General features: G+C 41.7%; 12 protein-coding genes. 1 reads left to right on the forward strand and 11 read right to left on the reverse strand.

Going from position 1 to position 15,511, the window contains the following annotated elements; genetic code table 11:
* Nucleotides 1-16: 16 nt before the first annotated feature.
* Nucleotides 17-643 carry an NUDIX hydrolase gene (locus BMW53_RS05765; protein WP_038557866.1) on the forward strand — a complete coding sequence of 209 codons (627 nt, stop codon included), beginning with the start codon at nt 17-19 and terminating at the stop codon, nt 641-643.
* Here the strand turns inward: BMW53_RS05765 and BMW53_RS05770 are convergent.
* From BMW53_RS05770 to BMW53_RS05820, 11 genes are all read right to left on the reverse strand, one after another.
* A complete protein-coding gene (locus tag BMW53_RS05770; protein WP_038557868.1) occupies nt 631-2,052 on the reverse strand; it encodes a peroxiredoxin family protein in 1,422 nt (473 codons plus the stop codon). The two genes, BMW53_RS05765 and BMW53_RS05770, sit on opposite strands and share 13 nt — an antisense overlap.
* Nucleotides 2,049-2,534 (reverse strand): pantetheine-phosphate adenylyltransferase, encoded by a 486-nt coding sequence (gene coaD / locus BMW53_RS05775; protein WP_038557869.1) that lies wholly within the window; start codon nt 2,532-2,534, stop codon nt 2,049-2,051. The genes BMW53_RS05770 and coaD overlap by 4 nt, the downstream gene beginning before the upstream one ends.
* A gap of 64 nt (nt 2,535-2,598) precedes the next feature.
* Nucleotides 2,599-4,815 carry an APC family permease gene (locus tag BMW53_RS05780; protein ID WP_074780324.1) on the reverse strand — a complete coding sequence of 739 codons (2,217 nt, stop codon included), beginning with the start codon at nt 4,813-4,815 and terminating at the stop codon, nt 2,599-2,601.
* Nucleotides 4,816-4,911: 96 nt separating this feature from the next.
* Entirely contained in the window at nt 4,912-7,179 is a 2,268-nt protein-coding gene (locus tag BMW53_RS05785) for a DUF6311 domain-containing protein (protein WP_139178031.1), read from the reverse strand.
* Nucleotides 7,180-7,218: 39 nt separating this feature from the next.
* Nucleotides 7,219-8,790: an ArnT family glycosyltransferase gene (locus tag BMW53_RS05790; protein WP_083404948.1), complete on the reverse strand. Its 1,572-nt coding sequence runs from the start codon at nt 8,788-8,790 to the stop codon at nt 7,219-7,221.
* Between the two features lie 7 nt (nt 8,791-8,797).
* A complete protein-coding gene (locus BMW53_RS05795) occupies nt 8,798-9,544 on the reverse strand; it encodes a glycosyltransferase family 2 protein (RefSeq protein WP_038557878.1) in 747 nt (248 codons plus the stop codon).
* 105 nt (nt 9,545-9,649) lie between these two features.
* Nucleotides 9,650-12,076, reverse strand: coding sequence for a heavy metal translocating P-type ATPase (locus BMW53_RS05800; RefSeq protein WP_081804813.1), 2,427 nt, complete (start codon nt 12,074-12,076; stop codon nt 9,650-9,652).
* Nucleotides 12,076-12,837 (reverse strand): sulfite exporter TauE/SafE family protein, encoded by a 762-nt coding sequence (locus tag BMW53_RS05805; protein ID WP_217642896.1) that lies wholly within the window; start codon nt 12,835-12,837, stop codon nt 12,076-12,078. The genes BMW53_RS05800 and BMW53_RS05805 overlap by 1 nt, the downstream gene beginning before the upstream one ends.
* Nucleotides 12,838-12,886: 49 nt before the next feature.
* Nucleotides 12,887-13,327, reverse strand: coding sequence for a FixH family protein (locus tag BMW53_RS05810; RefSeq protein ID WP_074780330.1), 441 nt, complete (start codon nt 13,325-13,327; stop codon nt 12,887-12,889).
* Nucleotides 13,328-13,505: 178 nt separating this feature from the next.
* The gene (gene ccoG / locus BMW53_RS05815) at nt 13,506-14,867 is read right to left on the reverse strand and encodes a cytochrome c oxidase accessory protein CcoG (RefSeq protein WP_217642897.1); all 1,362 of its coding nucleotides are present in this window, start codon (nt 14,865-14,867) and stop codon (nt 13,506-13,508) included.
* A 67-nt stretch (nt 14,868-14,934) separates the two neighbouring features.
* A complete protein-coding gene (locus tag BMW53_RS05820; RefSeq protein WP_051567760.1) occupies nt 14,935-15,507 on the reverse strand; it encodes a c-type cytochrome in 573 nt (190 codons plus the stop codon).
* Nucleotides 15,508-15,511: the final 4 nt, after the last annotated feature.

Consider the following 15,511-nt stretch of genomic DNA (forward strand, 5'->3'; position numbering starts at 1 on the left):
GTGCAATTTTAATTCAATGCAAAAGTATAAAGTTTTTTTGAATGAAAAGAGGATCGGTTTTGTGCCGGGCTCGAATATAACATTGAGTAAACTAAGCGAAATATTGACCAAAAACAGCGGTATTGACGCGATAAAAGGTTATCTGCAGAATTTTGAAAACAGTGATAATCAGGAAACTGTTGTAGAACATCCTGAAGTTGAGCTTTTGTTTCAAAATTTCAGATCAGCATTTTTACAGATTAATGCTGCCGGAGGAGTTGTAAAACGTGACGGGAAATTGCTTTTTATTTTCAGAAACGGTAAATGGGATCTGCCAAAAGGAAAAATTGACAAAGGAGAAAGTAACGAAACAGCTGCTTTGCGCGAAGTAGAAGAAGAATGTGGAGTTACGAATCATTTCATTGTAAAAACGCTGCCATCAACTTATCACATTTACAAATCGCCGTACAAAAAAACATTCGGGCAGTGGGTTTTTAAAGAAACGTTTTGGTTTGAAATGGACTACAGCGGGACGGAAACACCGGTTCCACAACTGGAAGAAGGAATTACTGAAGTGCGTTGGTTTCAACCAAGTGAGTTGGATGTTGTGCTCAAAAATACCTATGAAAACTTAAAATCGCTAATCGGACTTTACCGGCTTTGATTGCGCTGACGCATAAACAGCTCGTTACGCAGCCACGTGCCAAATTGTTGTTCGAAGCCGTTGAGTGGCGCTTTGGCATCGTCAAAAACCACCTGGTGTTTTTCGTTTAGCAGAAAGCATTGTGGAAACGACCGGACTTTATATTCTTCAATGGCTTCATTTTCAGTGTCGATAAGGATAGTTGCCGGCACCTTGTTTTCGTCAAAAAAACGGTCGATTCCTGCTCTGTCAGTGTTTCGAAGCACCACAAAAATTTCAAGGTTTTTATTGAATAGTTCGTTCAGGCGGCTCAGGTATTTTAGGTGCTCCTGGCAAATAACAGTTTCCACGTCGGCAAAAACAAGGTATTTAAATTTCTCCTGGCTGTCGTTCGTACAAACCTTATTCCCGTTAATGTCGCTTAAACAAATCGCCGGAGCTTCGCTTCCTTTTTCCAGAAATACGATTTTGGCCGCAACGTTTTTGGCCGCCTCACGAATTTTTGTTCCCCGGTTGCCTGTAAAATGTTTGTTGGCAATCATATTCTTAATGGCTTTCACCGAAAATTCTTTGGAGTAAAAACCATCGTGCAGCATTTTTAATAACACCAAATCGGCCATGGTGCCCGTTAGCTCATATTTCTCAGCAATAAAATCAAGCAAGGCGTTTATGTTTTCGCTGGCAACTGCAGCCGATACTTTTGCTCCGCCAATGGCTTTTGCCGAAAAGCTCAATTGCTTGTCGAAGGTTTTGTCGAATAAAGTTTTAAACGACTGATGCCCCCAGAATTCAGGTGAAATCGACTGAAAAATAGCTGAATAATCTTCAGGACTCATTCGGAAAATATCAGCTTCGATAAGCTGTAATCGCAATTTTTTGTGCAGCTCAAAACTCTCCGGGCCTTTTTCGGGAAAAGCCTCGTTAATACCGGCTTTCAGTCGGTTAAAGGCCGTTTCGGATTGCTGGAAATATAAGGCGTTAAAATCTTTATCGGTCAGTTCGTTAAGTTTCTGCTCAAAGCGGCTGATTTTGTCGTTGAGCATTTCGCCGTTGTTGGTATAAATCCAAAACGAAATGGGTTGAAAGTAGGGATTTTTTTGGTCGGCAAACGATTTCTTTTTAAGAGGCGGAAGTTTAAGATCGATGGTTTTTCCGGGCTCCAGCAAGAGCATTCCGCGGTAAATGCCAAATTCAGAAAAAGTAAAAACCGGCGCGTCAGTTTGTAAGGATGCCTCGCTCGTTCCTTCGCTGTTAAATGTTAAAGTGAAAGCCACTTTGTTGTTGTTCGAAATCGGGTCGGCAAAGGCGTAAAAAGTAAGCTTTTCGTTGGCGTAGTCAGCATTGGTGCAACGAATAGTTGTTGCCGTTGCATTTAACGCGAAATACAGCGAACAGATCAGGATTATAAAAACACGCAGGCTATTGGTCATTGACGTTTTTTAATTTTAAATTCGCTCATATCCAGTCCTTTGGGTAGAAACATGCTTGCATCGCCGCCATGCGAAACAATATCGCGGATAATGCTGGCGTTAACCGGTGTATGTTCCGGCAGGGTGAGCAGAAATACCGATTCAATTTCGGGGTGCATCTTTTTATTTACCTGGGCAATGGCACGTTCGTATTCAAAATCGGACGAGGTGCGAATACCGCGTAAAATGTATTTTGCTCCCACTTCTTTGCAGAAATCTACGGTCAATCCTTCGTGTAAGCGAACTTCAACTGTTGGTTCGTCTTTAAAAACCTGGTTAATCCACTTCATCCTTTTTTCAACAGGAAAGAACGATTTCTTATTGGCGTTGTAACCAATCATGATATAAATTTTGTCGAACATTGAAATGGCACGTCGCACAATCGACTCGTGTCCTACTGTGAAAGGATCAAAAGATCCGGGAAATATGGCTATTCTTTCCATTTTGAATCGTTTAAAGTGCATCAAAATTAGCTAAAAATGCGAAGTGTAAAAACGAAGGTGGCGGTTAGTTTATTGCCTTTGCCCGGTTTGAACTCACAAACAGGATGTTGCCCAGGTCGTTGTAGCCTTCGCTGAATTCTTCAATATTTTTCAATGCATCGGTAGTGAATCCAATTATTGTAAGGTCGGCATCGGCCGAATATTTCATAATTTTGCTTTTCCGGTCGCCCGATTCGTAGGGTACCATCGAAATATTCGACGGGCTGATTGGCAACCTTCCGGCTTTTATCAATTCCATCAATTGTTTGCGTTTTTCCTCCATGTCTTGTTCGGGGTAAAGCGCGTATATTTTAATTTTTCCTTTTTTCCATTCAGGGTGGCCTAAAATAATGTAGCCCAACAATATCATCAGGTTGGCATTCACATAATCTTCAGGGCGAATCCAGATATGAATTTCTTTTTTATACCCAAAACTTTTGTATGAAGTATTCAGAATACAAATGTCGAACCCGGCCGATTCAACGATCTGGTAATTCCCCGTAATTTCTTTCAGATTACCCGGATCGGTTCTTGAGAATTCAAAAAGAATAAGGTTGTTTCCCTTGCCCGATATCCCGGAAAGCTGCACTACTTGCGCAATTGCCGAAGTGTATGATGGCGAGATTATGGTGTCGAGATAAACACGGTTTTGGCTTCCTGCCGAAAGTTGAATCAGGCGGTCGAGCACTTGTTTTGATTCATTCGTATTTTTCTCGTTCAATAGTCCTTTAATAAAGTGGATGTAGGTTCCAAAGCCGTATTTGTACGAAATCCAGCGCATAATATCGAATGCCGAGCGGCGTTTAAAGGTGTCGTGCGAAATACAAACACCAAATGGTCGCCAGCTTTTGTCTTTTTCGCTGTCGGCACGTTGCAGCATAATTTGCAACTGGCGGCTAAGCTGGAAGATAACACCACGGAACAATTTGTTTAATCCCTGGTTCTCCTCGTTATTTAGCATGATAATGTAATAGATCATGGCCATAATTACCACTGAAACTGCTGCGTAGGTGGCATTCATTTGAAACATTAACCACAACGACGAAAGTGTTCCGATAAGCGATAAATGCCAGCTTGAACGGAAGGTTGGGCGATAAGCCGGATCGGCAGCAAAGTGTTCCAGTAACGAGATGAGGCAGATGGCGCTGTAAGTTACCATAAAGAACATGGAGATGATTTGAGCTACAAAATCAACATCGCCAACAACAACAAAAACAAATGCAATGGCAATGGTAATCAACGATCCGTTTATGGGTTCGTTATCGGTTTTTCTTCCTTTGGCAAACCAGCGGTTTATGTGCCCCTGCGGAAAAATATCGTCGTAGCCAATGGCCTGTAAGGTTCGTGGTGCAACCATTATGGAGCCAAGCGCCGAACTTAATGATGCAGCTGCCAGCCCGATCGGGATTATTGGTCCCCAAATGGCAATTTTACTCATAATCAACTGGTCGGCTACCAAATCTTCAGGTGTTGCCGAAATGGCAAATTTATACGCAATGGCAACATAAACCAGCATGCCCACTACAGTTGCCCACAAGGTTCCGCGCGGAATGGATTTTTTGGGATCTTTTAAATCACCTGAAAGCCCTAAGCCCGCTGCAAGCCCGGTAAATGCCGGGAAGATGATGGTGAATACAAAGAAGAAATTCAGGTTATTGGGAATTTTGCTGTGAAAATTAACCACTTCGGGTTTTATCGTTGAGTCGCCTAAAAAAAACATGGCAATTGAAGTCAGTAAAATGGCAACTACCACATACAGCGCTTTCATACCCACATTTGCGCCTTTTGTGAGAATTAATCCCGAAAGTAAAACCATGGTTGGAATGGAAATCCAACGCCGGTCGGGGATGTAAAAATTATACGTTTCGCCAATCCATTTTATTACCGGCTCAAACGCCTCGCCAAAAGCAATAACATAAAAAGCTACACTAATAGCTTGCGAAAGGTATAAGGCAATACCGATGGCTCCGCCAATATTCAGCCCGAAAGAGCGGCTGATAATGTAATAAGCACCACCGCCCTGCACCCGCTGGTTGGTAGCAATTTCGGCAACGGCAAAAGCCGTGGGAATTGTAACAATATGTCCGAGGGCAACAATGCCAATTACGCCGATAAAACCAACCTGCCCAACAGCCCAGCCAAAACGTAAAAATAAAATTGCCCCAAGTATGGTAGAAAGTGCCGTTAGAAAAACCGGCAGGGTGCCAAATTTTGCATTAGTGTTTACCAGCGATTTTGCCATAGTAATTCTGTTTGTCGTTTTAAAGGTGAAATATAATTCTGAAATTTCAAACGTTTTCAGGAAATTTAGTCGGATCGAAATAAATTCGAAATAGGTTTATAACGGGTAGTTATTGAAAAAATTCTGATTGGATGTTTTTACCAGCACTTTAGCATCAGCAGGTTTTACTAAAAGGTTATCAACCGAAACATATTCATCGTTAACCAGCAGTTGCAATGTGTCTTCGGGGCGGAGTTGTACCATTTCCGAAACGCGAATCCAGCCGTTACAAGTATCGTGCACCTGGCGTGTATTCATGCGTTTGTAAAACTTCTGCCGGCCGTCTGCATCAAAAACTTTCACCTCAGCTTTGGGCATGTCGTATTTCCGGTTGTCAACATAAAGCCAGAAAGACAATTCGTATTTCCCTTCCGGAAATTGGGCGTCAATCTTTTTGTCGAGTAAAAGCTGCTGGCCTTTTCTGCTGAAAAAAGAGGCGTTTCCACTAAAAACGGTTTTAGCAGAACCGTCTTCAAAACCATTAAAAAGTATGGAGTTAATAGTAGTATCAGTTGAAATTTCTCCAAACGATTTTAGATTCGGAATCTCACTCTCAACTTGTTTGTGCCACTCTGCATAACTATCATGAAAAACGGATAATGGCAGTCGCGACAAGGTGACGTATTTGTCTTCCCAAAAGACCTCGGCTTTGCTTTGCAGCCATTTTTCGCGGTCGTTCAATGTTTCTTTTGTGCAAACCAGCAAAATGGGTTTGTCGTTCATATCGTCGAGCCGGGTTTTTCGAATGGCCGGAGTTGCCAGTAGTTGAATACTGCTGAGTGCCTGCGAATACGAAAGCCTTGGCGAAAAACTTTGTATAAGCGGAATTCCGGTGTGGTACGAACATTTCATGGCCTCGGAAAAACCATTCAGGCTGTGCTCAAACAGCAGTTTGTCGCCGCAGGTGCTGGCAAAGGGCAAAAAGAAAATGGCCTGAAACTCATCGGGATTTACTTTTGCTTCCTGAAAACGTGCGAGGTATTCGCTGTCGATCGATTCAAATTTGTCGTTTGTATTTAGCAATCCGCGGGTACTTCGTTTTATATTCACTCCGGCGTCGATAGCCCAGTAGCCAATTGCGAAAACCAGCAATGTGGTGGCTAAAACCGGTAATTTTTTCATTTTTAACAAACGGAATATGCGGTAAATAAACCAGGCGGTGTAAACGGTGAATACATAATAAAAAATCCATGAAAAGCGTCCCAGTGCCCGAAATTGTTTTAACGGAGGCAGCACATCCAATAGCCATCCGAAACCATATTTAAACGGAATGCACATTGAGAAAAAAAGAATAAGGATGGAAGCGTAGAAAAATACTTCGATCTTTTTTGTGGGTTTAAAAATCTTCCAGCTGCTTTTCTTTTTGCTTATCAGATTGTAAAAACCGGTTATGAAAATTGATACCGCAAGTAAAGTGGCCGGCAGCCCAACATAAGCGCGTCCTTCCCATTGAAAATTCATGTTGATATGATTCCCCAGAATACTTTTTAGTTGCGAACCCGGAGGCAGAAAGATGCTAAAAAAGTTGGCGTGGTAAACGTAAAAACCGTAAGGATTATCTGGCCGGTCGGAAACCCAGTCGGTTGCCGAAACCAGTCCTTTTACAATAAGTAAAGGGAACACTGCAATTGCCACTAAATACAGGCCGGTTTTCCAAAATCCTGACAGGTTTTTTCGGTGGTTCCAGCATTCCACCATCAATACGCCGAACAGTAAAATGCTATAAAAAGCCACAAAATAAGCGCTTGTGAATCCTCCGATTAAGGCTGCAAGAACCAGAAATACCGACCAAAGTATTCGTTTGTTGCCCTGCCGCCAACGAATAAGGAAGTACCAGAACATGGGCAGGAAAACGGCATAAACCATTTCGAAATGGCCATGTATCCGATCGAATTGCGGACTCAGAAACAATATAATGAGCGATATTATTCCGGCATACCAACGCGGTAGCGAATAGTGCCGGAGAATCAGAAAAATAAAGGGCAGCGCCAGCAGAAAAAGCGCCAGCATCGTCAGGTTTAAAATGGCCACTCCGTGGTTGGCAACCGGGTAAATATGTTTGTCGATAAACTTTACAAACTGCACATAAAGCGGATGCGAATTAATGTATTGCAAATGGTCGCCGTAAGGGTAGTTTATTCCATCGTGGCGAATGCCATCGTCGTATTTTAAATAGTAAGAGAAATTGAAATAGCTTTTTAGTGCATCACCACCTTTCGAATATAAAACAGAGTTGGGGTGTTGAAAAACGGGCTTAAGTTGCACGAACAGTATCAGTGTGGCAATCGCCATCAGAAATATTATTGCTATTCCGTTTTTTTTCATTTCCGGCTTTTTATGAACCATTTACGATAGATGGCTACATTAAAGTTTAAAAATACTGACGTTTTTGTATTCCCCAATTTTATTTTGAAGATAGGGAGTAAACTCCTGGTGGTTTATTTTATCGATGTCGTTAACAATTAGATATTTTGCTCCGATCGATTTGAACTCTTCAATTCGTTCTTTGGGTTTCCCTTTGGTAGGAACGTAACCATAATCGGTAAATCCTTTTTGGTCCATTAAAACAAGCGAAATGTTTATGCTGTTATCCGGAATGCTAATAACCATATCGTTCCGGTTAATGCCTATTGAGCGTAAATATGGCGTAATTGATTCAAACGCTTCGAAAGTTCTCCTGTAATTGTATTGTTTGTAGGCGTATAATTCCTTCTCAGCTTCATCAAGCGCAACGTCATATTTTACTATCGGATCGTTTACATCGTATTTTAACCTGTTTGTCATCGTTGTTAAATAGATTAATAGCGATACTCCAATTATTGCGGTAGATTTAAAAATCATGCTGCTAAATACCATTTTAAACCTGGTTCGAAGTTCATGCAGAAATCCCAATAAAATAAGAGGAATTATAATGAGCAGATTAATAAGATAGTAGTCGTGTACATCGAAAGCCTTAAACCATAGAAAAATGTACAACATTACACCCAGAAAAGTTATGGGTATAATAAGCAGGTATTTGTTCCCTTTGTTTAGCCAGAAAACAATATTTATAACGAAAAGTGTACCAACAACAGCCAGCGCTTTTTTGTTAAAAAATGATGGGAGTAAAGTAAAATAAAGGTTTTTCCATATCTCGTTTCGTTGTTCCGCATTTAAATCCCATATCGGGAACAGGTCTTGTAAAAAGATTCGGTTGTTATTGGAATTATAATAATCAGTATACCGTACCCAAATAAAGAGAATTGCAATAACAGGGAGATAAGGAAGAAATCTGCTTAACAGGGCTTTGCCGTTAATTCCATTTCTTCGAATGTCAGAATAGCTTTGTAAAACCTGGAATGAAAAAAAAGCAAGCACTATAAGTAATGAAGTCACTTTTAACAATCCGGCAACCGTAAAAAACAGTACTGATAATACTAACCATTTCTTTTTACCTGTATCGGTAAATAACAAGTAGCACCAAATTCCTGTTAATGAAAGCCCAAAAGCCGGAGCATTGGGAAGAAAGTTGTTGGTATAAAATACCAGTGCCGGAGATGTAAACAGAAAGATGGGAATAAACGCTGCCCAAAAGTTATCTTTAAGTATTCTGTAAGATATTTTGTAAAGCGAGAATAAACCGCTAAAAACAAGTAGAATATTAATAGATCGGTAAATGAAATAATGTTTGCCAAATAAAGTCCACAGTTTGGCAACAGCGAAATAGATTATCGGAAACTCCGAAATTGTTTTTCCGTTACCTTGCGGGCCGGTCCAGTGTACCTCCGGCTTAAAAAAATTCAATCCCTCCTGGAAATAGTTTTGGGTTATCGACAAACAATCAGCAGCCCTCCACATGTGTGGTAACCAAGGTCCTTTAAAAATAATTTCGTGGTAGTTATATAGTAAACTAATAAGGATTAAAAAGAGTAGAAATAGTGCATCTCGTTTCTTCATTAGTGTATTATTTGTGATCAAAAATCTTGTTCTTAATCAAACCCCACTTCTGCAAACGAAACTGGCAAGCAGTTCTTAAAACGCCAATAGCATAAATGGTACTGTTTTTAATGCTGATCGATGAGGCATCATCGAAATATTTTGTTGGGCACGTTATTTCGGCAATTTCGTAGCCGGCATACCATATTTGGGCCAGCATTTGGTTGTCGAAAACAAAACTATCGGAATTGGCATTATAGTTTACCGCTTCTAGCACTTCGCGCGAAAATGCCCGGTAACCCGTGTGGTATTCTGATAGTTTGGCATCGAGAAGAATATTTTCAATAAAAGTAAGCAGGCGGTTGGCCATGTATTTTATCAGTGGCATGCCTCCTTTCAGTGCTCCCGTTCCTAAAATCCTCGATCCCAAAACAACGTGGTATAAATCGTTTGCAAGTAAATTAGCCATTGCCGGAATTAATTTCGGAGTGTATTGGTAATCGGGGTGAAGCATAATAACAATGTCGGCACCCAGTTCGAGCGCTTTGTTGTAGCACGATTTTTGGTTTCCGCCGTAACCTTTGTTTTGCTCGTGCACTACAATGTGTTGAATGCCGAGTTTTTTGCCTACTTCAACGGTGTCGTCGTTACTTAAGTCGTCAACAAGTATAACTTCATCAACAATCGAAAAATCAATCTCGTTGTAGGTGATTTCAAGTGTTTTGGCAGCATTATAGGCCGGAAGCACCACAACTACTTTTTTGTTGCTGATCATTAGGTTTAAAGTTTTACACCATAAAAATAAAAAGAGTTGGCAGAATTTATTGTTAATAGCGAAGTTTTGTTTGCCGGGTTATTTATCAGCTACTTGTTTTTAGGTTTATTTCTGAATTTTGCGCAGCTTAATTCTCCCGGCCAGGCGCGTTGCAAAAGTGGCAAAAGCAACAACTGAAACGGACGAAATTGGCATTAAAATAGCGGCTACCACCGGCGAAAGATTTCCGCTGAGGGCAAAAGCAATTCCGACAATATTGTAGCAGAACGAAATAAGGAAGCTGAGTTTTACAATGTTCAGCGATGTTTTGGTGAAGCGGATAAAATTAGCCAGCCGGTTAAATTGTTCGGCTTCCAGAACAGCATCGCTGGCAGGCGAGAAATGGTAAACTTTATCGGCAATTGTTAAGGCCACATCGCTTTGCATCAGCGCACCGGCATCATTCAGCCCGTCGCCCGTCATCAATATGGTATTTCCCTTGTTTTGTAGCGACTTTATAAATGCGGCTTTATCGCCGGGTTTCTGATTGAAAAGCATGTGCTCCCGATCAAAAAACGATGACAGATTTTCAGCTTCAGCATCATTATCACCCGAAATAAGGAAAAGGTTAAAACCTTGTTTCAACGCGCTTAATACGTTTTTAAAACCTGTTCGATACTGGTTGCTAATGGTAAAATGGCCTTTCAGTTCATCTTCGATAGCCACATAAACCACCGATGATTTTTTCTTTTGCGACTTGGGAGTATTCGTTACATACTCTTCCGATCCGATCCGCAGATTCAGGTCGTTTACTTTCCCAAAAATTCCACGTCCGGCAACTTCTACAAAATGCTCCGGGTTGTGGTATGCTGATCCGTTAAACGATTGCGAAAGTGCCGCACTCAGTGGATGTGTCGATTGACGCGTAAGTGAAAAAACAGCTTCTTTTTCCGATGCTGAAAGTTCGGAGCCGGAATACTCCACCTTGTTTTGGTTGGGCTGGGTTAAGGTGCCCGTTTTATCGAAAACAATGCTGTTAATGTGCGAAAGTTTTTCAATAATATCGGTGTTTTTAATGTACAAACCGCGCTTGCCAAAAATGCGCATGGTGTTGCCAAAGGTAAACGGAATGGATAGCGCCAGCGCACACGGACAGGCAACAATTAGTACCGCTGTAAAAACAAAAATGGCCGTATGATATTCGCCGCGAATTGCCCAAAACGTAAAACCGAAAATGGCAATGGCAATTACAATCAGCGTGAAGTATTGGCTAATGCGGTCGGACAACGTTTTTAGCGAGTCGCTGGGTTTTTCGTACGATTTATCCTGGTTCCACAGTTTGGTGAGGTGACTTTGATTCACCTCTTTTTTCACCTTAATGCGAATGATTCCGCCCATTTGGCGGCCGCCGGCATAAATAAAGTCGCCGGGCTTTTTAACAATTGGTGTCGATTCGCCGGTAACAAAACTGTAATCGATTCGGCCTTCACCATCAACCAGTTCGGCATCGGCAGGAACCAGCTCTTTGTTACGAATGATCAGTTCATCATCCACTTCTATTTTTTCAATCAGAATACTTTCTTCAATCTGCTTGTTGATTTTGGTAACGGCAATGGGGAAATACGATTTGTAATTTCGGTCGAACGAAAGCGCTTCGTAAGTTTTGCTTTGGTACCATTTGCCTACCAGCAGAAAAAAGATGAGGCCCGATAAGCTGTCGCTGTAACCCGGCCCGCCGGTAAAAATTACCTCGTAACTGGTTACCAGGAAAAGTACAATTATTCCCAATGCGATTGGCAAATCGATGCTGATGTTCTTTTTCAGCAGGTTTTTAATGGCCGAAATGTAATAATCGCTGCCGCTGTAAAACGCCACCGGAATTACCAGAATGTAACTGAGAATACTAAACAGCGATTGCAGTTTGTCGCTCAGCGGTTCGCCGTTAAAATAGGCCGGCAAACTGTAGGTCATTACGTTGATAAAAACAAAACCTGCAACGCCAATTTTATACAACAGCTTTTTGTACGATTTGTCGTCTTTTTTATCGCTTAAACTTTGCGAAAGGTCGGGGATGTAATGAATGGATGCCAGCAACTCAACCACTTGGCGCAGCGAAATTTCCTTTTCGTCGAAAGTAATGTCAACCTCTTTGCGGGTAAAATTTACAAACGAATGGCGGATGCCCTTGTGAAGTTTGTGCAGGTGTTCGAGCAACCAAATGCACGATGCGCAGTGGATTACCGGTACATAAAATTTTACTTTCGAAATGCTGCCTTCAGAAAACGAGATCAGCTTTTCCTTTACTTCATCGTTGTCGAGAAATGCATATTTATTACCAAATTCGGTGGTGGTTTCCACTTTTATCCCCGGTGTTTCTTCCAGGTTGTAGTAGTTGTAAAGTTTGTTTTCGTTCAGCAGCTGATACACCGTTTTGCAACCGCTGCAACAAAAATTCAGCTCGTTCCATACCACCGGATTACTTCCGCAATCGGCACCACAATGTACACAGCTATTCTCCTCCTTTTTCGCCATTTCCCAGGGTCCGTTTTCCACTAATCTACTTTACAACAATCGCCTTTTGTTTCGGTATGCATTGCCGCACTTTCTTTCTCCAGACTTTTTTCAAATTTCTGCTCAATTTTTTGTTTTGGCGGACTCAAATAAGGGATGCCCAAACTCAATCCACGCAATACAAACAGAATTCCAACCACAACAACCAGTACCGGAATTAGTTTGTTGATTCTTTTTCGTACTGCTAAGCTCAAAACGTTTCCTGCCAGCGAAATAGCCAGCAACATGGGAATTGTTCCCAAACCAAAAAGAATCATATACAGCGAACCTTCTGCAATACCGCCTGTACCAATGGCTCCGGCAATGGCCATATAAACCAGTCCACAAGGCAGCAGTCCGTTTAGCATGCCAATAAAAAACAAACTTTGGAAAGAGCGGATGGAAAACATTTCGGCAATCTTCTTTTTCAGTTTGCCCACTGCCGAAAACCAGCTTTTATCCATTTTGTACTGGTTTTTAAACAGTTTTGGGAAAAGCACCGAAATAATCATCAAAGCACCCATAATCACCGATACTTTTTGCTGAAAGCCGATGAGTTGAAGCCCTTGCCCGAGAAGCCCGAAAATGGCTCCCATAATTCCATAGGTTAAGGTGCGCCCCAGGTTATAAAGGGTTCCTCCGAATATTTTTTGCGCAACGGTGTTGCCGTGAAGTGGCAAAGCTATGGCAATGGGGCCACACATGCCGGCACAGTGAAAACTGCCCATCAAGCCTAATATAAGTGCTGAAATAAAAATTGTCATGGCGCTGATTATATGAACAAAAGGTTGTAATTGATTAAAGGTAGTGAATTTACTGAATATTTACCGGGCGATCAACTTCGTAACGTAAACCGTTGGTGTACCACGTGAATTTTAAAATGTAACGACCGGCTATCAGCTCGGATTTTGGAAATTGGATCGAATTGTTTCCCGCTAAAACTTCGTGCTTAATGTCTTTTGTGTAATCCGACGGGCGATACAACTGCATATTACCGGAATCGATTTTTGTTGCCAGTTCATTTTCAATGCTGATTACCAATGCCTCGTTGTTCAGGTTCACATCAAACGAGCGGGCAAATGGTTTCGACCGGGCATTTACATTCATCTGTTCGGTATGATCAACACCTTTTTCGTAATAATTTTTATGCACCAGGTTTACCGGCTGGCGCACCGCAAATACAATAAAAACGGCCGATCCGGCTAAAAACAACGCCAGAAAAAGAAATATTCCTGTTCCCCAATTAAACTTCATTTTTTTCCTGTTTATTATTTCTGTTCCTTTTTATGTCATCTCGATCCGTCAAATGACGGAGAGCAATCTGTTGCAATTTAGCTTTTATGATACAGATTTCTCCTCATTCTTCGTCGAAATGACAAGGTCTTTAATTTGTCACTTTACTGAAAACTGAGACTGTCAACTTTCAGTTTTCTCATGGCCCTACAAACGTGGCCTTGTAGGTTTCAATTAATTCATTATTGCTGAAAACACCAAACTCAACCTCGGTTTTGTCGCTGGTAACTTCGCTTTTTGGCAAGAAAAGAATAAATGTTGATTCGTACATATCCTGATCTTTCAAAATTATCGTGTTTCCGGCCGTTTGAATTTTGCCATCATGAGAGATAACACGCAATTCAAGTGGAAGTTCGTCGTGTGTTTTATTTACAATTTTAATGTTGTAAACGTTCGACAGAGTTGAGTCCTGCTCCTGGTAAAGCAAACCCGGTGTGCGCAGAATCGTTGTTTCCAATACCGGCCTCGTAAATAGCGTGTAAACAAAAAACGAGAAGATCAACAGCAGCACCATCGAATACGCCCGGTTGCGCGCATTCCATATTGAATTTTGCTGACCTTTTATCTGGGCTTCAGAAGCGTAGCGAATTAAACCCGGAGGTTTTCCGGTGACATGCATAATTTTGTTGCACTGATCGATACAAGCGGTACAGTTAATACACTCCAGCTGCGAGCCATTGCGGATATCAATTCCGGTTGGGCACACTGAAATGCACTGTTTGCAATCGGTACAATCGCCATCGCCATGTCCGCCACGCGGTTCGCCGCGCACATAATCGTAGGTAACGGCAATCGATTTCGAGTCGAGCAGAACACCCTGCATGCGTCCGTAAGGGCAAACCATGGTGCAGATTTGTTCGCGGAAAAACGAATACACCCAATAAAAGAATGCCGAAACCAGCAGCATAACCAAAAAGCCGGAAAGGTTCTGGCTAATCGGTTCCTGAATCATTTCAATCCAACGTTCGCTGCCAATAAACCACATCAGAAAAACATTGGTCATGGCAATCGATATCAGAATGAAAATACCGTGTTTAAGTGTCTTCTTGAATATTTTTTTTGTGGTCCACGGACTGTTATCCAGTTTATGGCGCTCGCGGTAATCGCCTTCAATCAGGTATTCAATTTTACGAAATACCATTTCCAGAAATATGGTTTGTGGACAAGTCCATCCGCACCATAACCGGCCAAATGTTACCGTAAACAATACAACAAAAAGCACAAACGAAAGCATTAACAATGCCAGAATAAAAGTATCCTGTGCCCAAAAAATGGCTCCGAAAATGATAAACTTGCGGTTAGCTATGTCGAGCAGAATCAGCGGATTGCCATTAATTCGAATAAAGGGTACGCCTACCCAAAACAACAACAAAAAGTAGCTAACTATTGTACGCCGGGAGAACCATTTTCCCGAAGGCTTTTTGGCATATATCCATTTTCGTCCGCCCCGCTCGTTCCAGTTTATGGGGTAGTCTCTGAAATCGACTTTTTGGTTTGCCATATGTTCAATTTGCATATAAAAAAGATGGGAAACACTGTTCCCCACCATTTTTCGAGGTATTTATTTTTTACTCACATTTTTCTCCTTGCGGCTCTTTCGCATTGGCCGGATTTGTTCCTCTGAGTGTCATAACGTAACTGGCCACTTTTTGGATCTTCTCATCGCTTATTTGCGTTTTATAAGCGGTCATTCCTTTTGCCGGCACACCATTTTTAATGGTATTAAAAGCACTCTCAAAATCGCACCCGTGCAATGTGTAATCATCCGTCAGGTTTGGTCCAATTGCATTTCCTTCGCCATTCATGCCGTGGCAGGCCATACATGCTAAATCGGTGTAAATTTGCTTTCCTTCAGCTAGCGATTCTTCATCGGTAAAAGCCACAAGGTCGTCGGCCGAAATTGATGCGATCTGGTATTTTGCATCGTGCTGCATCGATTTGTGCGCATATTCTTCATCCTGCAGGTTGCCTTCTTTTAACCAGAAGTAATAAGCGCCGTAAATTATCGACCAGCCAATGGTAATATAAAACAACATCATAATCCATCGTGGCGGCGGATTATCCAACTCCTTAATGCCATCATAATCGTGGTCCATCAGGTGCTCATCCTGCTCCAATATTTGTTTGTTTTTATCTGACATAGCT

It is taken from the genome of Draconibacterium orientale (assembly GCF_900111425.1).
GTDB lineage: Bacteria > Bacteroidota > Bacteroidia > Bacteroidales > Prolixibacteraceae > Draconibacterium > Draconibacterium orientale.

What these genes read in the sequence shown, in the direction of transcription:
- ccoG (WP_217642897.1), bottom strand. Translation starts at nt 14,867, where the DNA reads ATGGCAAACCAAAAAGTCGATTTCAGAGACTACCCCATAAACTGGAAC.
- BMW53_RS05765 (WP_038557866.1), top strand. Translation starts at nt 17, where the DNA reads ATGCAAAAGTATAAAGTTTTTTTGAATGAAAAGAGGATCGGTTTTGTG.
- BMW53_RS05795 (WP_038557878.1), bottom strand. Translation starts at nt 9,544, where the DNA reads ATGATCAGCAACAAAAAAGTAGTTGTGGTGCTTCCGGCCTATAATGCT.
- coaD (WP_038557869.1), bottom strand. Translation starts at nt 2,534, where the DNA reads ATGGAAAGAATAGCCATATTTCCCGGATCTTTTGATCCTTTCACAGTA.
- BMW53_RS05820 (WP_051567760.1), bottom strand. Translation starts at nt 15,507, where the DNA reads ATGTCAGATAAAAACAAACAAATATTGGAGCAGGATGAGCACCTGATG.
- BMW53_RS05810 (WP_074780330.1), bottom strand. Translation starts at nt 13,327, where the DNA reads ATGAAGTTTAATTGGGGAACAGGAATATTTCTTTTTCTGGCGTTGTTT.
- BMW53_RS05770 (WP_038557868.1), bottom strand. Translation starts at nt 2,052, where the DNA reads ATGACCAATAGCCTGCGTGTTTTTATAATCCTGATCTGTTCGCTGTAT.
- BMW53_RS05780 (WP_074780324.1), bottom strand. Translation starts at nt 4,815, where the DNA reads ATGGCAAAATCGCTGGTAAACACTAATGCAAAATTTGGCACCCTGCCG.
- BMW53_RS05785 (WP_139178031.1), bottom strand. Translation starts at nt 7,179, where the DNA reads ATGAAAAAAAACGGAATAGCAATAATATTTCTGATGGCGATTGCCACA.
- BMW53_RS05790 (WP_083404948.1), bottom strand. Translation starts at nt 8,790, where the DNA reads ATGAAGAAACGAGATGCACTATTTCTACTCTTTTTAATCCTTATTAGT.
- BMW53_RS05805 (WP_217642896.1), bottom strand. Translation starts at nt 12,837, where the DNA reads ATGACAATTTTTATTTCAGCACTTATATTAGGCTTGATGGGCAGTTTT.